This is a genomic window from Acinetobacter sp. YH12069 (genome assembly GCF_013419675.1).
Taxonomy (GTDB): domain Bacteria; phylum Pseudomonadota; class Gammaproteobacteria; order Pseudomonadales; family Moraxellaceae; genus Acinetobacter; species Acinetobacter amyesii.
The window spans coordinates 43,541-63,348 of the sequence record NZ_VOZS01000016.1 but is presented as its reverse complement, the minus strand read 5'-3'; the positions used below and the strand labels follow the sequence as shown (position 1 = coordinate 63,348).

Annotated in this window: 17 protein-coding genes; 7 read left to right on the top strand and 10 right to left on the bottom strand. The window is 40.0% G+C overall.

Annotated elements, in window-relative coordinates:
• Positions 1–115 precede the first annotated feature (115 nt).
• Genes FTU16_RS12460 through FTU16_RS12450 form a run of 3 tightly spaced genes read right to left on the bottom strand, consistent with a single transcriptional unit; the run spans position 116 to position 1,946 of the window.
• Positions 116–508 carry a hypothetical protein gene (locus FTU16_RS12460; protein WP_180163381.1) on the bottom strand — a complete coding sequence of 131 codons (393 nt, stop codon included), beginning with the start codon at positions 506–508 and terminating at the stop codon, positions 116–118.
• On the bottom strand, positions 501–725 hold the full coding sequence (locus FTU16_RS12455; RefSeq protein WP_180163380.1) for a hypothetical protein: 225 nt from the start codon (positions 723–725) through the stop codon (positions 501–503). Before FTU16_RS12455 ends, FTU16_RS12460 begins: the two co-directional genes overlap by 8 nt.
• A gap of 9 nt (positions 726–734) precedes the next feature.
• Entirely contained in the window at positions 735–1,946 is a 1,212-nt protein-coding gene (locus FTU16_RS12450; protein WP_180163379.1) for an integrase arm-type DNA-binding domain-containing protein, read from the bottom strand.
• Positions 1,947–2,324: 378 nt separating this feature from the next.
• Between FTU16_RS12450 and icd the strand changes: the two genes are divergently transcribed.
• Positions 2,325–3,578: an NADP-dependent isocitrate dehydrogenase gene (gene icd, locus FTU16_RS12445; RefSeq protein WP_180004095.1), complete on the top strand. Its 1,254-nt coding sequence runs from the start codon at positions 2,325–2,327 to the stop codon at positions 3,576–3,578.
• A gap of 420 nt (positions 3,579–3,998) precedes the next feature.
• Positions 3,999–4,157, top strand: coding sequence for a hypothetical protein (locus tag FTU16_RS12440; RefSeq protein WP_180163378.1), 159 nt, complete (start codon positions 3,999–4,001; stop codon positions 4,155–4,157).
• A 317-nt stretch (positions 4,158–4,474) separates the two neighbouring features.
• On the opposite strand, the gene FTU16_RS12435 is transcribed toward FTU16_RS12440, so the two are convergent.
• Both FTU16_RS12435 and FTU16_RS12430 read right to left on the bottom strand, forming a co-directional pair.
• Positions 4,475–5,650 (bottom strand): YbfB/YjiJ family MFS transporter, encoded by a 1,176-nt coding sequence (locus FTU16_RS12435; protein WP_180163377.1) that lies wholly within the window; start codon positions 5,648–5,650, stop codon positions 4,475–4,477.
• A gap of 233 nt (positions 5,651–5,883) precedes the next feature.
• Positions 5,884–7,314, bottom strand: coding sequence for a pyridoxal phosphate-dependent aminotransferase (locus tag FTU16_RS12430; RefSeq protein ID WP_180163376.1), 1,431 nt, complete (start codon positions 7,312–7,314; stop codon positions 5,884–5,886).
• Positions 7,315–7,542: 228 nt separating this feature from the next.
• Between FTU16_RS12430 and msrB the strand changes: the two genes are divergently transcribed.
• The 4 genes from msrB to FTU16_RS12410 all read left to right on the top strand — a co-directional run bounded on the left by msrB (position 7,543) and on the right by FTU16_RS12410 (position 11,583).
• The gene (gene msrB / locus FTU16_RS12425) at positions 7,543–7,962 is read left to right on the top strand and encodes a peptide-methionine (R)-S-oxide reductase MsrB (protein ID WP_078189058.1); all 420 of its coding nucleotides are present in this window, start codon (positions 7,543–7,545) and stop codon (positions 7,960–7,962) included.
• Positions 7,959–8,447 (top strand): glutathione peroxidase, encoded by a 489-nt coding sequence (locus tag FTU16_RS12420; protein WP_078189057.1) that lies wholly within the window; start codon positions 7,959–7,961, stop codon positions 8,445–8,447. The genes msrB and FTU16_RS12420 overlap by 4 nt, the downstream gene beginning before the upstream one ends.
• Before the next feature lie 115 nt (positions 8,448–8,562).
• Entirely contained in the window at positions 8,563–9,072 is a 510-nt protein-coding gene (locus FTU16_RS12415) for a TonB C-terminal domain-containing protein (RefSeq protein ID WP_180116578.1), read from the top strand.
• Between the two features lie 321 nt (positions 9,073–9,393).
• Entirely contained in the window at positions 9,394–11,583 is a 2,190-nt protein-coding gene (locus FTU16_RS12410; RefSeq protein WP_180163375.1) for a TonB-dependent siderophore receptor, read from the top strand.
• Between the two features lie 142 nt (positions 11,584–11,725).
• Here the strand turns inward: FTU16_RS12410 and dapC are convergent, their stop codons facing one another.
• The 5 genes from dapC to FTU16_RS12385 all read right to left on the bottom strand — a co-directional run bounded on the left by dapC (position 11,726) and on the right by FTU16_RS12385 (position 18,827).
• Positions 11,726–12,895 (bottom strand): succinyldiaminopimelate transaminase, encoded by a 1,170-nt coding sequence (gene dapC, locus FTU16_RS12405; RefSeq protein WP_180108759.1) that lies wholly within the window; start codon positions 12,893–12,895, stop codon positions 11,726–11,728.
• A 24-nt stretch (positions 12,896–12,919) separates the two neighbouring features.
• Positions 12,920–15,586, bottom strand: a complete 2,667-nt coding sequence (gene glnD, locus FTU16_RS12400; RefSeq protein ID WP_180163374.1) for a [protein-PII] uridylyltransferase — start codon at positions 15,584–15,586, stop codon at positions 12,920–12,922.
• Between the two features lie 29 nt (positions 15,587–15,615).
• Complete coding sequence (purT, locus tag FTU16_RS12395; protein WP_180050078.1) at positions 15,616–16,821, bottom strand: formate-dependent phosphoribosylglycinamide formyltransferase; 1,206 nt, start codon at positions 16,819–16,821, stop codon at positions 15,616–15,618.
• A gap of 909 nt (positions 16,822–17,730) precedes the next feature.
• A complete protein-coding gene (gene ygaH, locus FTU16_RS12390) occupies positions 17,731–18,078 on the bottom strand; it encodes an L-valine transporter subunit YgaH (protein WP_078189050.1) in 348 nt (115 codons plus the stop codon).
• Positions 18,075–18,827 (bottom strand): AzlC family ABC transporter permease, encoded by a 753-nt coding sequence (locus tag FTU16_RS12385; protein ID WP_078194362.1) that lies wholly within the window; start codon positions 18,825–18,827, stop codon positions 18,075–18,077. The genes ygaH and FTU16_RS12385 overlap by 4 nt, the downstream gene beginning before the upstream one ends.
• A gap of 103 nt (positions 18,828–18,930) precedes the next feature.
• Here FTU16_RS12385 and FTU16_RS12380 point away from each other — a divergent pair, with 103 nt between their 5' ends.
• Complete coding sequence (locus tag FTU16_RS12380; protein WP_180027232.1) at positions 18,931–19,410, top strand: hypothetical protein; 480 nt, start codon at positions 18,931–18,933, stop codon at positions 19,408–19,410.
• The last annotated feature ends 398 nt before the right edge of the window (positions 19,411–19,808 follow it).

The following is a 19,808-nucleotide window of genomic DNA, read 5'->3' as shown; positions in this document are numbered from 1 at the left end:
TCATTCGAGTCTAGACAAAATGACACCAAATGAGTTTTACTATGATCAGCTACCCCAACAAAACAAGGTGGCTTAACTAGAGCGGAATATCACTTATAAATACGCTTTTAGTTGTTCAAACAAGTGGAACCACCTCTGGCCCCATAGAGTTGTGAATATCATTAATAGAAAAGGCAACAGAGTTACCTAACATTCTATCTAAGGATTTATTGTAAGTGGCTAATAATAAATAGGATTCACTAATTTTTCTAAAAATTATTTTAGCTTCGTTTGATAAAATAGATTTATTGTGCTGCTCTTTCCAATCATTAAATAATAAAGACGCAATATAAGCTGCAATAAGAGCAGCGCCACCACTAAATAAAGAGGAAACAATAGTCCAAGTGTCTTTTAGTGAGTTTGGTGAGCCCTTTAATTCAAACAATATCCAAGATGAAGCAAAACAAAAAAAGCACATAGCCATTGTAATCGCAATAATATTTATAATTTGATTTTGAATATCACTCACTAACTATCTCCACACCTTCCCAAAACCCACCCTTCTTCTTAGCTAGAAAAATATCAGCATCCCGAACGCTCATAAAATATTTTGCTTTCTCATAATCACTGGTCCAACACCAACCAGATTGATCTATAAAATTCACCTCTGATAATTCCCAATACCCCAAATCCTCCTCTTGTTTTACATAAGAGAGATACTTTTTATTTTTCTTCACAACAATCATAGATTCACCTCACCAACTATCAACCATATCAGCCCAATCTTGCATCATTTTTCTACGCTCATTTAGATGTTTGGCGTGATTATATGAAGCTTTAGTTCTATTGCCGCTTACATGGGCCAACTGGAGTTCAATCCAGTCTTCTTTATAACCCTTTTCGTATAAAGCTGTTGAAGCAGTTGCACGAAAATCATGTGCAGTAACTGCTGACATCCCCATGTATTCAAGCATTCTATTTAATGTAGTCCTAGACAACATATTATTGCGCCGTTGAGGTGAAGGGAAAACATAAATTTGATCACCTGATAGTGCGTATTGCTGCTGTAACAAATCAAAAAGTTGCGTTGAGATAGGGACGATATGGGTTCTATTTTTCTTCATAACACGATCTTGTTGCGTTTGTCTTGATGATCGCGGGAGCGTAATAGTCTTTGATTCAAAATCAATGTATGACCATTCTAACTTCCTAATCTCAACAGTCCTTAACATTGAGTAGAGCATTGCTAAGCCAGCATTTCTGACAACTGTGGAGCCGTTATAGCTATCAATTTTTTTACGTAGTTCTTTTTTTTCTTGTGGATCGAGCGCTCTCGCATGTTCGACAGCCGGTTGGGATACCACACTACGTAATGCGTATGTAGGATCATTATCCAATCGAGATGTGATAATTGCATAACGCATGACTAGGCCGATAAATCTACGATTTAAATTTGCTGCTGCTTCACCTGTTCCAAATTTAGGGGATGCACTAATGCGACTTATGGTGTTTTTCATCACAGATAATATGTGAGCAGATGTAATGTCCTTAATTGGTAGTGAGCCAATTTCTTTATATACATCCATCTGCATGCAATTTTTGAATCGCTCAACATAATCAGGGGATTTGTGTTTCATTTGCTCAGTTGCATATTCTTCGGCTATGGCCTTGAATGTATTGCTGGCTTTAATTCGTTTTTCTAATTTTTCTTTCTTCTTTTCTTGTGATGGATTTAATCCTTTAGCTAATTTTGCACGTGCATCATCTTTTAGTTTTCGGGCATCTTGAAGCGTTACAGAAGGATATTCACCAAAACTAATAGTTCCTTCTTTGCCATTCAATGTGTATTTGAAGCGCCATATCTTCGTACCAGTAGGGCGAACCTCTATATAAAGCCGCTCAGCATCTAAAATGCGATAAGACTTATCCTTAGGTTTAAGTGTTTTTACTTTTGCATCTGAAAGCATGACGGGTAACACGGGTAATTTTAATGTTACCCGTCAAGATACCCGTTTTTGATGCGAATTAAAATGGAATTTATCGAACTGTAGCGAACTTTAATTATTCTAATTTAAAGGTTAATAGCAGACGTGGCGAACTATATAGGATTATAACGAATTATTATTATCAGAATTGTTTAAGATGACGATTTTCATAGGAAATAACTTCTATTAAATACAATAATTCAAATTGGTTAAGATTTATTCAATAGGGAAATGCAGCTATTTCCCATCTAAATCTCAAAAAAGGTAGATTTGCTTTAGAGTATTATGCGTGAAGCGCAATTAAAAGTCTTATCAAACAGCAATTATTTTTTCACTCGCTTCTCAGGGAGGATCATAAAAATGGGTTATCAGAAGATCGTCGTTCCAGTGGATGGGACAAAAATTACAGTAAATTCAGACTTATCATTCAATGTTCCCAATAATCCAATTATTCCGTTTATTGAAGGCGATGGTATAGGTGTTGATATCACGCCCGTGATGAAAACCGTGGTGAATGCCGCAGTACAAAAAGCTTATGGTGGAAAACGTGCCATAGAATGGATGGAAGTCTATTGTGGTGAAAAAGCCAATAAAATTTATGGCACCTATATGCCCGAAGAAACCTTTGAGGCTTTACGCGAATTTGTGGTTTCAATTAAAGGGCCGTTAACGACGCCTGTCGGTGGTGGCATTCGTTCGCTAAATGTTGCACTACGTCAAGAATTAGATCTCTACGTCTGTGTGCGCCCAGTACGTTGGTTTAAGGGCGTTCCTTCACCTGTTCAGCATCCTGAACGTACAGACATGGTGATCTTCCGAGAGAACTCAGAAGATATTTACGCAGGGATCGAATGGAAAGCAGATTCGCCTGAAGCCAAGAAAATGATCAAATTTCTTAAAGAGGAAATGGGCGTCACTAAGATTCGCTTTGAGGAAAATTGCGGTATCGGGATTAAGCCTGTATCTAAAGAAGGTTCTCAGCGTTTGGTACGTAAAGCTATTCAATTCGCCATTGATAATGATAAGCCGAATGTCACTTTGGTGCACAAAGGTAATATCATGAAATATACCGAAGGGGCGTTTAAAGAGTGGGGTTATGAAGTCGCACTTGAGCGCTTTGGTGGTGAATTGCTAGATGGTGGTCCTTGGGTCAAAATAAAAAATCCAAAAACGGGCAAAGAAATCGTGATTAAAGATGCGATCGCGGACGCTTTTTTACAGCAGATTCTCATGCGTCCGACCGATTATTCAGTCATTGCTACCCTAAATTTAAACGGTGACTATATTTCAGATGCTTTGGCGGCTGAAGTTGGCGGCATTGGTATTGCACCGGGTGCCAATATTGGTGGCGCGGTACAAGTTTATGAAGCGACACATGGCACTGCACCTAAATATGCGGGTCAAGACAAAGTAAACCCTGGGTCTATTATTCTGTCTGCAGAAATGATGCTGCGAAATATGGGCTGGACTGAAGCGGCAGATCTAATTATTAAAGGGATCGCAGGTGCCATTGAAGCCAAAACGGTGACCTATGATTTTGAACGACTCATGCAAGGTGCAAAACTATTACGTTGTTCGGAGTTTGGACAAGCCATCATTGAGCATATGGACTAAGTTTATTTGCTAATCTAGGTGTAAAAAAGCTAGATGTATAAAAAGGCTAGGTAAAAAAGACTGAATGATTCAGTCCTTTTTTATGGGAATTAATTAAACACACAGAAAAAGGGTTACTCAAGGCCATTTAAAAATACGAGATAAAAAGATGACTTCACGCAATCAATCAGATGGTTTGGCATGCTTGTCATGTTACCAAAAGTTTAAAACCACACTATTCGAGTGAACTTAGGTAATGCAGAAAATAGAGGGGGATTGATTTCAAATTAATTATTCTCCAGAAATTTTACAATGACGTAATTCGAAACATTTATCGGCTTGGTTCCTTGAAAATTAGCGGTACATTGGTTGTTGTCCTTTAGTAGAAGTACACCTAGCAGCAGTACATTGCGATATTTGTGATGAAAAAGGAGAAATGAAATGTCTCGTAAACAGCATCAACAAAACCAACAATCTGATCAACAACAGCAGAAAAATGATCAGCAACAGCAACAGCAACAGCAACAGCAACAGCAACAAGACCAGAAGAAACAGAAACAACAGCCACATCAACGAAATCAGCGTCAACAACATCATTAATAGGCTAAAGACTTTGTGAGTCAAAGTTCATTTGGTCAAACGATTTTCTAATTGAACTAAATTTAAGTTTTATACGTAGACGAGAAGGAGATGAATTTGTCTAAGAAAACCAAATCACTTAAAAAGGAAATTAAAGCGAGGTTGAACAAAATTTCAAAGCATAATTCTGCTCTGAAAAAATTAAAGAAAAAGCTGAAAAAAGCTTAGCCCATTCACTCTTTATCAAAATGAAAAGACCTATTTATATAGGTCTTTTCTTTGTATGCATGACTTTTGTATGTGTGAATGGTGATGCAGTTGAATGTCTTGTGATCTACCTAGACGGGATTTTTGCTCAATTTTGCTGTGCGAGTGAACCAAAAGAGTTGCATTGTTCCAATGCCGAGTACGCATGCGGCCAAAATAAATTGCTGTGAATAATCAATACCAATTCGCTGTAAAAAACTAAAGCTTAAACCACCGATCAATTGAATAGATGCAAAGCACAGGGTTGCAATACTCCAGAGCTTTTTATAGGCGCTACCATAGATTTGCAAAATGGTATAAGAGGTGAGAAAAACCACTGCTGGATTGAGCAAGCCTGTCGCAAAAGAAGATAAAAAAGTAAAAAGTGGATGGATATTAATAATCGCTATAAAAATCGCGAAGACATAGCTGCTATATAAAATTTTAAGAGCACTAATATTTCCCAGTTTTTGTGCTAAGCAGTAAGCAGCAAAGGCTCCTAAAGCACTTCCTAGACCATATAAAATCCAATTGAAATTGATCCCGATCGGGCTGAGGTGTAGGGTGTGAGTTAAATAGTCAATCCAAAATAATGAATGGGGCACGTAAGCAAATGCACTGGTGCTATACACAATTAAGAGACAATAGAAAATTCCATCGACTTTATGTTCTGCAGCTGAAATTGCAGTGAGTGTTGTAAGCTGTGATTTAAAACCCTTTAAAAGCACGCTGAGTAACATACAAATCAGGGCTGAAAAAGAAAACAAAATCAACCAAGCCCACATTGTGGAAATATCTTGGATGTAAGGCAAAAATAGCGTTGCCATTAAGACCCCCAAGCCAATACCGCTAAAACCAATAAAGTTGATTTTAAAGCGGTCTTGAAGCTGTGAACATTGGGCCACGACACTTGGGGAGAGGATCATTAGTAAGCCGCCACTGATCCCTGAAATTACGCGCCAAGTGCTGTACCAAATTTCTGAAAAACCTGAAAATGCACAACTGAGTAAACTGAGTGTCCCTGCAATAGCCGCGAGTTGGATGTAGCTCACCATGCTTTTATTTTGGGGTAATTTCATGGCCCAAAATGCGCCGATTAAGTAGCCGAGCAAATTGGCACTACCTAAGATGCTGGCAAAACTTAGGCTCCAACCAAATGCTTCGCGGGTTGAAGGGAGTAGTGCGGTATAGGAAAAACGTAAGATCCCTATGCCGAGGCACATGCTTAGACAGAGAAATAGGCTCAGTTTAATTTTGTTTGAGAACATCCTGTACTCATGTGTTTTTATGATTGGTTAAAAAATAACATGAATATGCTGTAGAAAAATCAACAGATCTTAAAGTTTTGACTAAGGTCTAAGCTCAAAATAAATTATTAAAAACTTAACTATTCAAAAAGATAGCTACGGTGTGAGTACAGTATAGAAATCAAATTTAAGCATACAGTAATAAAAAAACCGTACAGCACGTACGGTTTTTTTATTTTTAAAGCACTTATGAATTAACGCATTTTCGCCAAGAAACGACCTAAACGAGTCAGTGCTTCACGTAGTTCATTTTCAGCAGGCAAGAACACCACACGGAAGTGATCTGGTGTTGGCCAGTTAAAGCCCGTACCTTGAACCAAAAGTACTTTTTCAGCACGGAGGAAATCCAACATGAATTTCTCATCGTCTTGAATTGGGTAAATTTCAGGATCCAGTTTAGGGAAGCAGTACATAGCACCCTCTGGTTTCACACAAGACACACCCGGAATATCATTCAACATTTCCCAAGCAATGTTCCGTTGTTCATATAAACGGCCGCCCGGACGGATTAAATCATTAATCGATTGATAACCGCCTAAAGCTGTTTGAATCGCATATTGCGCTTGGTGGTTGGCACATAGACGCATTGAAGCCAACATGTCTAAACCTTCAATGTAGTCTAGCGCACGTGATTTATCGCCTGTAATTGCCATCCAGCCTGAACGGTAACCTGCAATTCGATACGCTTTAGATAAGCCATTGAATGAAATACATAGCTGATCGCCTGCTAAAGATGCAACAGAGACATGCTCAATGCCGTCATAAACGATCTTGTCGTAAATTTCATCAGCAAATAAAATTAAATCGTATTTCTTCGCAAGAGTCACAATTTGCTCGAGCACATGACGTGGGTAAACTGCACCTGTTGGGTTGTTCGGGTTAATCACCACGATACCGCGGGTATTTGGGGTGATTTTACTTTCCATGTCGGCAATATCTGGATACCAGAAATTTTCTTCATCACATTTATAGTGAATAGCTGTACCGCCAGAAAGGTTAACTGCTGCTGTCCACAGCGGATAATCTGGCATAGGTACCAGCATTTCGTCGCCATCGTCGAGCAAACCTTGCATCGCCATCACGATCAGTTCAGATACGCCATTACCAACATACACGTCATTGACGTGCATGTTTAAGATACCTTTTTGTTGATAATACTGACAAATCGCTTTACGCGCAGGGAAGATGCCTTTTGAGTCGGTATAACCAATTGCATTTGGCAGGTTGAGTGCCACGTCATTAATAATTTCTTGAGGCGCTTCAAAACCAAAAGGAGCAGGGTTACCAATATTTAATTTAATAATTTTATGGCCTGCCTCTTCCATCTCATTGGCCGCTCGTAACACTGGTCCGCGAATGTCGTAGCAAACATGCTCGAGCTTAGACGATTTCTTAATTTCGCGTGGGGTGTTAAACGTATTCGGCATTTTTATATTCTCGGAAAGAGTGGAGGTCACTTTTGCATAACGGTATAAATAGCTTTTAAATGTCTCGGTCGTTACTAAATCGAGATGATGTTCGTCTCTGAGTAAAACAACTATTTTTTCATGCGTAAACCCTGCCTGTTGATATTGTTTGATCACGGGCAGCAGATTTTTAAAAATTACGCTCTTTTTCTGCGACATTTTTTAATCCTGAGCAAGAGTAGGGCTAAGATTATCACTAAAGTTGCTCACAAAAAAGCATTTAATTTGGTATTTTGCTTACCATGATTTTATATTTGCTTACCTTTTGCTTTTTTGGTCATTATATAGATTTTGTAAATTGTTGAATAAAGACTAGAAATTTAAGAATGAATGACGTAAATATAGGATTATCCTATTTTAAATACCACGATATAAAGGGACGTCATCATGGGAAAACTCAATAAAACAGAAAGAGAATGGCAAAGAGAATTGTCACCAGAAGAGTTTCGCATAACGCGTCAGAAAGGCACGGAGCAAGCTTTCACTGGAAAATATTGGAATACGAAACAAGCTGGCACGTATGTATGTCGTTGTTGCGGGGAACCGCTTTTTTCTTCTGAAACAAAATACGATAGCGGTTGTGGTTGGCCGAGCTTTTATAAGCCAATTGAACCTGCTGCGGTGGAAGAAAATGTAGATACGACACACGGTATGGTCAGAACAGAAATTGTTTGTCATCATTGTGACGCTCACTTAGGGCATGTTTTTGCTGATGGCCCACAGCCGACTGGATTACGTTATTGTATTAATTCGGCATCCTTAGAATTAGAAACAAAAGAAAAAAATGATGAGGAAACTTATCCATGACCACCATTCACCAGTTTGAAGCAGAATTACTGGACGGAAGTAATAAATCCTTTGCAGATTATGAAGGCAAGGTTTTATTAATTGTAAATACAGCCAGCAAATGTGGGTTTACTCCGCAATTTGCAGGTTTGGAGAAAATTTACGAACAATATAAAGATCAAGGTTTGGAAGTTTTAGGCTTTCCATGCAACCAATTTGGCGGACAAGATCCGGGTTCGAATGATCAAATTGGCGCGTTTTGTCAAAAAAACTATGGCGTATCTTTCCCGATGTTTGCCAAAGTGAATGTAAAAGGCCCTGAAGCGCATGTGATTTTCCGTTACTTAACCAATAACTCGAAAGGTGTATTGGGAAATGGCATTAAGTGGAATTTTACGAAGTTTTTAATTGGGAAAAATGGTCAGGTCTTGAACCGCTATGCACCCACGACCAAGCCTGAAACCTTGAATGAAGATATTGAAAAAGCTTTGGCTCAGTCAAAATGATGTGAATCATTGGCTAAACTAAGGTTGATATAAAGGCGCGAAAGCGTCTTTATTTTTTTTTGGATGTTTTATACTGACGGCTCTTTATTTGAAGGTCATCACATTGTTTAAGCAGATGGTTAAACGTCGAATTTGTGTTTTAACGGTTTTTTTACCCGTATGTGTGGGTACAGCTTGGGCAGATAGCAATTTGAATGCTTCTGAATCTGCAGAAACTTCTGTTGATGCTATCAATCTAGACCGCACGACAGATGCTCAGGTCAATGCATTATTGCAATTATTAAAAACACCTGTAGAAGAATACCAACCTACGCGTGTTGCCGATGTAATTGATCCACATGTCAAACCGAAAATGTATGAAGTCTCTTGGGTGAATGCACCACAATATGTGCTATCTGCGTCTGAAATGAAAACATATAAGCATCCCGTCAAACTACAGCTCACCGTGATTGCTGCAACAGGCTATATTGTTAGCTCAAAACTCATTGCAAGTTCGGGCTCTAAAAGCTTTGATCAAAAAGTACAAAAATCCCTATTGGTTGCGCGACTTGAACCCATTCCGATGGTCGATAAAAATCTCAGTTATACCGTTGAACATGAATTTGCTATTCATCCACCTCAATAAGCCTATAGCAGAAGGCATATGTTAATCATTGTTCTAAGCTCCCCGAATGATCTGTCAATGTTTGGGTTTTCATCTGATAGATGAAGCTTGAAAATTGGTTTCATGAGTGGAAATTAAATGACTTAATCCTTGTGTATTTGATGAATGAAATCGCTCTTCGGCAAGCAGGTGGGTGTAATTCATTAAGTTGGGCTTAATAAAAAATTACAATTAAAAAATAAAAAGTAATAAATAAAAAGCATCGTAAAAGATGAAATGAAAGAATAAATGCTAATAATTATCATTTATTATGTGGGCGTATTTTCTAGGATCATTCTCCCAATGTTAAAAATGAAGCAGCTCTGTGTGATGATGGCGTGTGCTACACAAGGGTTCACATATGTTTATGCGAATGAAATCGCTGAAAAGGAACATCCCGCTGCCAATATCGATACTACTGAAGTTCAAACGCTAGAAGCCATTAATGTGGTCGTCAGTGCGGATGCTTCTGCAAATGGTTTAATGAAGCCTTATGCAGGGGGGCAAGTCGCCACAGGTGGTAAAGTGGGTATTTTTGGTAATCAGAAAAATTTAGAAACACCATTTAATATCACCAGTTATACCCAGCAATATATTCAAGACCGCCAAGCGAAAAGCGTCGGGGATGTGCTACAAGCAGATGCGGGTGTGCGTACGGCCAAAGGTTATGGGAACTTTCAAGAAGCTTATTTTATTCGTGGTTTTACATTGGCATCTGATGATACTGCATATAACGGCCTGTATGGCATATTGCCACGCCAATATATTCCAACAGAACTGTTTGAGCGGGTAGAAGTCTTTAAAGGCGCTTCGGCATTTTTAAATGGTGCAATCCCAGGTGGAACAGGAATTGGTGGTTCAATTAACTTACTTCCGAAACGTGCCAGTAATGATCCATTAACACGTGTGACGGTGGGTACAAACTTCAATGGTGCCTATGTGGCGTCGGATGTATCACGTCGCTTTGGGACAGATGATCAATTTGGGGTGCGGGTCAATACCGCTTACCATGATGGCGGAACCGAGATTGATCAAGAAAAGAAAACACTTGGATTGGCTTTGATTGCTGCGGACTACAAAGGAGAGCGTCTCCGCCTATCTGGTGATTTGGGATATAACAATAACCGCCTTTCAGAAAATCGACCAAGTTTACGTTTAACCAATGCGGTTACACAGCTTCCGAGTGCTGCTCAGTATGCTAATTATCATGGTCAAGCATGGACTTATTCAAACGAAGAAGATTTATTCGGAAGTGTACGCGCTGAATATGACTTAACCGATGCAACGACAGCCTATGCAGCATATGGTTTTCGCAAATCAGAAGAAGCCGGTGTTTACTCAAGTCAACAATTAAGTGATACTGCAGCAGGAACGGCAAAACTTTCTGCATCGATGATTCCACGTAAAGATCGTAATCACTCAGCAGAACTGGGTGTGAAAACTCAATTTGAAACAGGTGCTTTAAAACATCAAGTGGTCGCTTCTGGTTCTTTATATCGTGCAGATAAACGCTATAGCTATGGTTATGCCACCAGTTTGAATGATAATTTTTATGATCCGATTTACACCGAAGATTCAAACATTGATAAATGGTTGGGGGTAGAAGGGACTTATCCGAAAGCGGGTGTCAGTACCTTGAAAAGTTTTGCCTTGGGCGACAATATTTCGATGTTAGATGATCGTTTGACCCTCATGCTTGGTGCGCGTTATCAGGAAGTTGATCAAGACGTATATTCTTACGGAACCTATAAATACAATATTAATAAAAATCAGCTTACTCCGGCATTGGGCGTGAGTTATAAATTAACGCCTGAATGGTCTATGTATGCCAATTACATCGAAGCTTTGGTTCAAGGCGAAGCGATTTTGGATAGTGAAGGTAATAACTTTATTGCCGATCCATTTGTCTCGAAACAAAAAGAACTGGGCGTGAAATATGAAAATGGCTTGATTGGCGGAACATTGAATTATTTCTATACAGATCGCCAAAAAGCCTCAGTGAATAGCTCAGGGACAGCACAAATCAGTCAAGCGACGAATATTCACCAAGGGCTTGAATTTAATGCCTATGGTCAATTAACAGATTCAATCAAAATATTGGGCGGCGTAACTTGGATTGATACCGAACAAAAAGACACATACCAAGGTTTATTTGATGGACATCGTGTGATCGGTGTGCCGGAGTTCCAAGCCAATGTCGAAGCGGATTGGAAACTACCGATTGAACAAGATGTTAGTGTAAATGGGCGCGTTGTATATACGGGTTCAACTTATGCAAACAATGCCAACACATTGAAACTTAAAGATTGGACACGTGTAGATTTGGGTGCAAACTATAAAACGCAAATCAAGAATGTACCCACCAGTTTGAATTTTAGTGTGACTAATGTTTTAGATAAAGACTATTGGGCTTCAGCATCGGTGAACGACTATACATATTTGTCACTAAGCGAACCTCGAACATTTAAATTGAGTGCTACATTTGATTTCTAATATTTTTCAATGATTTCTTAATAATTGTTTCTAAGTGAATACCCTTAAATGATTTTCTCTGAATGATGGTTAAGAAATGACTCAAATAAAAATGCCCCAAATCTGGGGCATTTTTTGTTTTAAGCAAAACGCTTTAAATCAATTAAAGTACTGCTTTTAAGCGACGAATGACTTCTTCACATTGGGCAATATCAGCAACAAGGGCTAACCGGACATGGTTTTCACCCGGATTACCTTGTGCCGTATCACGCGATAAATAACGGCCTGGAAGCACTTTAACGTGTGCTTTTTCCATGAGCATTTTGGCAAAGCTTTCATCATTATCCACTTTTAACCAGTAGTAGAACCCTGCATCAGGTTTTTGTAATGGTAGTAGGTGACCCAGTTCGCGTTGGAATAATTCAAATTTTGCACGGTACTGGACGCGGTTTTCTTCGACGTGTGCTTCGTCATCCCAAGCTGCAATTGAAGCTAACTGGTGTTGAACAGGCATCGCAGCGCCATGATAAGTACGGTATTGTAAATAAGGTTTTAAAAGCGCAGCATCACCTGCAACAAAGCCAGAACGCATACCCGGTAAGTTAGAACGCTTAGACAGTGAGTGGAATACCACGCAGTTCTTATAATCATCACGGCCCATTTCAGCACAGACTTCAAGCAGACCAACAGGTGCTTCATCAAACCAAAGCTCTGAGTAGCATTCATCAGATGCAATCACAAAATTATATTGGTCAGACAGAGCAATCAGTTTTTTAAACTGTTCTTTAGAAAGTACCGCACCTGTAGGATTACCCGGTGTGCAGACAAACAGTAAAGCGGTTTTTTCCCAAACTTCAGCTGGTACAGCGTCAAAGTCGCCAAGGTAGTTATTTTCTTCTGTACAGTTGATGAAGTAAGGCTCTGCACCCGCAAGTAAAGTTGCGCCTTCATAGATTTGGTAGAACGGATTTGGCATCACGACATAAGGGGCATCTTCACGTTTAACCAAAGCTTGTACAAACGAGAAGATCGCTTCACGTGTACCTGATACAGGCAGGACGTTGGTGTCTGCACTGATGCTATTGAGTTTAAAGCGACGGGTTAACCAATTTGCAATACTTGTGCGAAGCTCAGGTAAACCCTTGCTGTTTGGGTAAGTTGATAAGTGTTGAAAATTATCAATAATAGCCTGTTTCACAAACTCCGGTGCAGGATGCTTTGGCTCACCAATCGATAGGGGAATCAAAGGCAACTCTGCGGGTTTCACATCCTGAAATAGCTTATTTAGCTTTTCAAATGGATAAGGGTGCAATAATGACAAACTGGAGTTCATGGAATGGATACCGATCAATTTAAGTTAATGATGACTACAAACCTGATTCGAAGCTTCATCGAGTGCTGACTTTAATTGTGCAGCAAACGTTTCTGCTTCTGAATCGCTCATAGGTGAGCCATCTTTTTTAGTGACATAGAAAATATCTTCAGCACGTTCACCGAGCGTCGCAATTTTCGCAGAGTGAATATCTAGGCCTTGCATCATAAATAAACCACCGACTTTAGCAAGTAAGCCCGGATGGTCAAGTGTCGCAATTTCAACCATATTTTGTTGAAGCGCTTCATTAAAAGAAATACTCACGGTATTTTCAATATCAAAATGACGCAGTTGACGTGGAATACGACGTTGCATCAGGCCTGGGTACTTGTCAGATTGGCTCAAGGCTTTTTTGAGCGCTTCAATAACAGTTTGCTCACGTTCAGGATCTGTTAATAAGGTGCCAAAACGGTCAAGTACAACATAAGTGTCCAAACTAAATGCAGTGGATGCAGTGATAATTCGAGCATCCTGAACATCTAGATTCATTCTGTCCAAAATAGCCACTGTAGTCGCAAACAAGTTAGGTTGATCTTGAGTGTAAATAAAGATCTGTACCGCATCTTGTGCAAATTTGCGATGTGCTCGCATCATCACCAATGGTTCTGCATTATTGCCATGTTTTAAAATGGCGCGCGTATGCCATGCGATTTCATCGGCAGATTCTTTCAGGAAATATTCATCACCGAGTTCTTGCCAAACAGTTTCTACATCGTAGAGCGCAAAATCGTTGACTAACAGTTCACTGGCCGCAAATTTGGTATCTTCAATCAGCATTGGATAGTCTACTGGACGACCCAAACCTGAACGAATCACATCACGCGCTTGTGTATACAGTTGGCGCATGAGGGATGCACGCCATGTATTCCAAAGCGTCGGATTAGTTGCATTGATATCAGCAACTGTCAATGTGTAAAGATAGTCGAGATGTTCCATATCGCCCATTTTCTCAGCAAATTCTTTCACTACATCTGGATCGGAAATATCTTTTTTCTGAGAAGTAACGGACATCAATAGATGGTTTTGAATCAACCATGCGACAAGGTTGCATTCACGTTCAGTAAACCCATGGGTACGGCAAAAAGCAATTGCATCCGCTGCACCAAGTTCACTGTGGTCACCACCACGACCTTTGGCGATATCATGGAAAATTGCCGCTAAATAAACAATGTCACGGCGCGCCAGTCGTTGGAATACGGAGCTAACGACAGGGAAGTCCTTAGCAAATTCAGGCTCTTTAAAACGGTTTAAATTACGTAGTAGTAATAGGGTGTGGGCATCGACAGTATAAATATGGAACAAGTCGTATTGCATGAGTCCCATGATTTGCCCAAAGGCAGGAATATAGTTGCCGAGCACACCATAACGTTTCATCGCCACCATGGTGTCATATAAACGGTAGGGTGAGCGAATGATCGCCATAAATAAGGCTTGATGTGCGGGATTGTTACGGAAGTTTTGATCAATACGTTTTGCCGCAAGAGACAATAGACGTAAAGTTCGGGCACGAATGCCTTCAATTTCCGGACGATTCGCCAAGAGGTAGAAAATTTCTAAAATAGCACTTGGATTTTCAGAGAAAATTTTATGATGCTGCACCGCCAATTTGCCATCAACTAATTTGAAGTTGGCATTGATTTCTTCAATCTTACGTTCATAGTCAGGCAAGCGCGGTGTGATGACCGATTCATTGAAATAAGCCAAGAGCATTTCATTTAAAGTCGTCACTTGCTGAGCGCTACGGTAGTAACGTTTCATGAACTGTTCGATTGGATAATTCGGTGATTTGCCTTCTTCACGCTGATAGCCAAATTTAGCGGCAATGTCACGTTGATAATCAAACAGTAAGCGGTTTTCGTCGCGCTTGGTTAAGCGATGTAAATGATGACGGATTTCCCAAAGAAAGCTTTCTGTTTCTTCAAGAACGCCAAGTTCAAACTCTGAAATAAAACCTAGATGTACAAGGTCATAGATGCGATTGACACGGAAATGACGCTTTGCAATCCAACCGATTTGGTTGATGTCGCGGATACCACCGGGCGCATTTTTAATATCGGGTTCTAAGTTGCTTTCGGTATTGTTATGTTGAGCATAGCGTTTGGCTTGCTCTTGCATTTTGGCATCATAGAAGGTTTTATCCGTCCATGTCTGTGACACGATACGGCGTGGCCATTTGGCTAGGTGTTCATTGCCCACAATCAAACGTGCTTCGATCAGCGCTGTTGCCACGGTTAAATCATTGGTGGCTTGAGCAACACAATCGTTAATAGTACGTACACTGATGCCCGGTTTGAAATTACCAACATCCCAAAGTGTTGAAATAAAGCTGGAGATGAGTTTTTCTTGTTCTGGGCTGATTTCATCCTCAGACAAAATCATGATATCGACGTCGGAGTATGGCAGCATTTCACGGCGACCATAGCCACCTACAGCAAACAAACCGAGATCGGTTTGGTCGAGTTCAGCATGTGTCCATAAGAACTTTAAAGCTTCATCGATTAGATTCGATCGCGCCAAAATCACATCACGAATCGACTGTCCATTTTCAAAGCATTCCTGTAGCTGATTTTCAACATCTGAGCGCCATTGGTTAATCGCCTGAATGTCGTGGTTACTTTTAATGTAATTCAGCAGAGGAAGCGTATTGATCATGAACAGTGGTCCGTTAAGGTGTTACAAACTTAGTTTTGTTGAACACTGACTTGTTGTGCAGCATGTTGAGCAAGTTCACGCGCGTGATCTGTGGTTTCAGCGCGTGCTGTTGCTACGCCCATACGGCGACGTTTAAAGCCTTCTGGTTTACCAAAGAGGCGTAAATCGGTGTCTGGATTAGCCAAAGCAAGATTTAAGCCAGTAAATGATAAATTGGTATCATCCACGCCTGCATAGATGACTGCGCTCGCAGCAGTACTGTGTCGAGCAGTATTCACAGGCAGACCAAGAATGGCACGTGCATGCAGTTCGAATTCGCTTTGGAATTGCGATGCAAGAGTGACAAGGCCTGTATCGTGTGGACGAGGTGATACCTCACTAAACCATACTTTATCGCCTTTGACAAACAGTTCCACCCCAAAAATGCCACATCCACCTAATGCAATGGTTACTTTATTGGCAATACGCTTGGCTTCCTCTAATGCAAGAGCAGTCATAAGTTGTGGCTGCCAACTTTCAACATAGTCACCAGAGTCTTGGCGGTGGCCAATTGGGTCGCAAAATGATGTTTCAATTTCACCTGTTTCTGCATTTTTAGCTCGAACAGTCAGCAGGGTGATTTCAAAGTCAAAGTCAATTTGTGATTCCACGATCACGGTGCCTTGATTTACACGTCCACCTGTTTGTGCATATTCCCAAGCAGCATCGACTTCATCAAAGCTTTTTACACGTGACTGTCCTTTACCCGAAGACGACATGACAGGTTTAACAAAGTTTGGATAGCCAATGTCATCGCATGCTGCACGGAACGCTTCAAGGGTATTGGCAAATCGGTAGGCTGAAGTCGGGAGTCCAAGCTCTTCGGCAGCTAGACGGCGAATCCCTTCACGATTCATCGTCAGGTTGACAGCTTTTGCAGAAGGAATGACAGTGGCAATCTTTTGTTCTTCAATCTCGACCAAAACTTGAGTCGCAATGGCTTCAATTTCAGGGACAATCAAATGAGGCTTAACTTGAGAAATTAAGGCTTTAAGTGCCTCGGGATCTGCCATATTTAAAGTATGAGAAAAATGTGCAACTTGCATGGCCGGAGCATGGTCATAACGATCGGCAGCATGAACTTCTACACCCAAACGTTGCAATGAAATCACAACTTCTTTACCGAGTTCACCAGAACCTAACAGTAAGATTTTATACGCTGAAGACTGAAGTGGAGTACCAATAGTGACGCTCATGTAATCATCCATGCTTGATTTTATGGGAATTTAAGCATAGCAGAACTTGTTCGAGAGATAAGCGAGTGTTCACATAAATAAATGATATTGTCCAACAATTTTTTTTATATCTTTATGGGTATGCGTTCGTGTAATTATTTACCTTTGAAAATCTTTAAAAAGTGGTATTTAGTTGTTTTTATTTAAATTCACTTTAAATATACCTGCATTTTTTACAGATGCAGGGAATGGCTCAATATCCAAATTTGCACATTGAAGCGCACAAAGCTGTATAGATGTTTGGCGGAAATTGGGCTAGTACAGCAATCCGAGCAGTGGTGCGACACATATGCATAAAATCAATATTAAGCCAATTAAAATGGCAGTGAAATAGAGTGCGTCTGCAACTACCGATAGAATGTGAAATGATGAATTGAGCCATGAACTGAGGCTAAAAATGCACAATAGAAAAATCAATAAAAAACCCGCCAGCTGCAGAAAATTGCTGAACAGGCGGGGCATCGATATGTGTGAAAACATCAGGCGGCGTGGATGTAAGTGCAGAATCTGCTGTGTGTAGTTATATAAGCCCACAATCGTCTTTTGCTGATTTTTCTCTATATAAATGGCGCGGATCTGATCTGCAGGTTGGTAATGTACAGCGCAGAAATTACCACTGAACAGCTGGCTTTGAATGAAGCATTGAAAATATGTACTTTCGATGGGTTTTTGCAGTCCCCAACTCAATTCAGATGGTTGTCTAGAATGAATATAAATTTTGCCTTGAATACAATGGTACTTTGCCATCTATGGGGTTTCGCTAGATTTTTATGTTATGCGTTGACTATCTCATAAATATTGCTAATTAAAAGGCACAGGCTGAAGAAGCTTGTGCTTGAGGTTTTTATTTGGATTGTCGCTGACTCAGCTTTAGAGATGAAAAGGTATATAGGTATAGACTAAGCCGTAAGTCAGTGCCGCAGTCAGTGTAGCAGGGACAATTTTTTTAAACTTGAAATACAAGCCTGCAAGCACAGCAAATCCAACTAACATGGCAAAGCTTTTATTTGGAGTTTCAAGCAGCGGCGGTAAGGTTGCAACCACCAACATTGAACTAATTGCGGCAATACCAATCGAGCCCAAAGCGATTTTGAGCCATAAAGAACCACGCTGCTGTGAACCTTGCTGAAATTTCTGAATTACAAAAAATGGCCCAAACCGTGATGCAAAATTCGCAATCCCGACCAAGATCCCAACCAAGATAATTTCTAGATTCATGATGCTTCACCCATATGTTCAGGATCAGGTTTCTTTAAGACATAATGTTTGAATAAACCGGCAAAAATACCAGAAGAAATACCGATAAAAATCGCAGCAGACAAGTCGATAAAGTAGCAGGCAATCGCAGAAACAATAATTGTAACCGTGACCACAAATGTATGTTTTTTCTCAAATGCTGCGAGTAAAAAGCTTAAAAACAATGCAGGCAGTAGGAAGTCGAGTGCGGCTTGTAAAAATTGTGGAAGGTTGCTGACTTGATCGGCAAATAAACCGCCTAAAAATGAGCCTGTTGCCCAGGACAGCCAACTAAATAAGCTGAGTCCTAACATCCAAGATTCCGACCATTCTTGACGACGTTGCGACAGTTTGATCATGCCTGATGCGAAAACTTCGTCGGTTAAACCCCAAGCCCAAACTGCCGTTTTCTTTAAATTGAGTCGGTCTTGAATCAGGTTTTGTAAGGCAGGGCCATAGAGTAAATGGCGGATATCGAGGGCAATTACAGTAAGAGCAGTCATCCAAATGGATGTTCCACTTCCCAGTAACGCCACGACGAGAAATTGACTGGCACCTGCATACATAGAGCAAGATAAAAATAATGCTTCCCATGCAGTGAAGCCAAATTGAGTCGCAGAAACCCCAAATGCAAAAGAAACAGGAAGATAGGTAAAGATAATGGCTTGACTATCTTTAGCACCTTGCCAAAAACCCGCAGGCTGAACTGTAGGAAGTTTGTGCTCAGACACGACACACCTTTGAAAGAGTTGAACAACAGGTCAAATGATGATTGAGTATTGTACGCGAATTCACTAGCATATTGCCGAATATGTTTGCTGAAATGAGCCGGATATGCAGAGGTTAAAGATGCGTGGGATACTGATTGTTTCATTATTGAGCAGCACGGTGTTGTTGCAGGCCTGTGGTAATGATGGAGCTGAACAAGCTCAAGTCGAAATTAAAGCAGCACCTAAATTAACCAATGATGCAACGGAGTATGCTGCCAAAGCTTGGGCGTTTATCAATGAAGTCGATCCGATTGTTTATGCAAAACAAGTCGATCAGATGGAAGAGAAAGTTCGTATTCCAGCGCGTAAATTGAGTACCGAATGGCGTATCAATGTCAAAATGACCGATTCTGTGACTGAAGGTAAATATGCACTGTGTCGTAAGGCTTTGACAAGTTTGGAAATTTGGGCACGTGAAAGTATTGATCAGAGTTCGACTGTTGCACAGAAGCAAGCAGATTATGAGCGTGATAAAAATCAATGCAAAGGTGCGATTGAAAACCCTGAACTCGGAAATACCGATCCGAAAAAAGTAGGCATTTAACCCGATCAAAGCAGTGAATTTTCACTGCTTTTTTTTGGAAAATATCAAAAACAAGAATAAATCTATAAGAGAGGATTGGAAAATCCTCCTAAAATCATCGCTATTTTATATAAAAATTAAATCAGTGCGCTGCCGTAGTATTGAGCTAAATTCCAAATTGCATGGTTGTTTTCTGAAGTTAAATAGATAAAGCATAGATAATGAATAGTAAAAATATCTTTTGAGAAAAATTTATTGATAAAAAATCCCCCCATTTTAGAACGCCAGTCGTCTGACCTTCTCTTTAATTAATATCTTTAAAATATTAATAATATAAAGTATAGATAATGTGATTAAAAATTAAAATTATCATTATTTGATAAAGTGTGTAAAAATTACTGCGTAAAAGATGAAGTATG

What these genes read in the sequence shown, in the direction of transcription:
- FTU16_RS12455 (WP_180163380.1), bottom strand. Translation starts at nt 725, where the DNA reads ATGATTGTTGTGAAGAAAAATAAAAAGTATCTCTCTTATGTAAAACAA.
- FTU16_RS12450 (WP_180163379.1), bottom strand. Translation starts at nt 1,946, where the DNA reads ATGCTTTCAGATGCAAAAGTAAAAACACTTAAACCTAAGGATAAGTCT.
- icd (WP_180004095.1), top strand. Translation starts at nt 2,325, where the DNA reads ATGGGTTATCAGAAGATCGTCGTTCCAGTGGATGGGACAAAAATTACA.
- FTU16_RS12440 (WP_180163378.1), top strand. Translation starts at nt 3,999, where the DNA reads ATGTCTCGTAAACAGCATCAACAAAACCAACAATCTGATCAACAACAG.
- FTU16_RS12435 (WP_180163377.1), bottom strand. Translation starts at nt 5,650, where the DNA reads ATGTTCTCAAACAAAATTAAACTGAGCCTATTTCTCTGTCTAAGCATG.
- FTU16_RS12430 (WP_180163376.1), bottom strand. Translation starts at nt 7,314, where the DNA reads ATGTCGCAGAAAAAGAGCGTAATTTTTAAAAATCTGCTGCCCGTGATC.
- msrB (WP_078189058.1), top strand. Translation starts at nt 7,543, where the DNA reads ATGGGAAAACTCAATAAAACAGAAAGAGAATGGCAAAGAGAATTGTCA.
- FTU16_RS12420 (WP_078189057.1), top strand. Translation starts at nt 7,959, where the DNA reads ATGACCACCATTCACCAGTTTGAAGCAGAATTACTGGACGGAAGTAAT.
- FTU16_RS12415 (WP_180116578.1), top strand. Translation starts at nt 8,563, where the DNA reads ATGGTTAAACGTCGAATTTGTGTTTTAACGGTTTTTTTACCCGTATGT.
- FTU16_RS12410 (WP_180163375.1), top strand. Translation starts at nt 9,394, where the DNA reads ATGTTAAAAATGAAGCAGCTCTGTGTGATGATGGCGTGTGCTACACAA.
- dapC (WP_180108759.1), bottom strand. Translation starts at nt 12,895, where the DNA reads ATGAACTCCAGTTTGTCATTATTGCACCCTTATCCATTTGAAAAGCTA.
- glnD (WP_180163374.1), bottom strand. Translation starts at nt 15,586, where the DNA reads ATGATCAATACGCTTCCTCTGCTGAATTACATTAAAAGTAACCACGAC.
- purT (WP_180050078.1), bottom strand. Translation starts at nt 16,821, where the DNA reads ATGAGCGTCACTATTGGTACTCCACTTCAGTCTTCAGCGTATAAAATC.
- ygaH (WP_078189050.1), bottom strand. Translation starts at nt 18,078, where the DNA reads ATGAATCTAGAAATTATCTTGGTTGGGATCTTGGTCGGGATTGCGAAT.
- FTU16_RS12380 (WP_180027232.1), top strand. Translation starts at nt 18,931, where the DNA reads ATGCAGAGGTTAAAGATGCGTGGGATACTGATTGTTTCATTATTGAGC.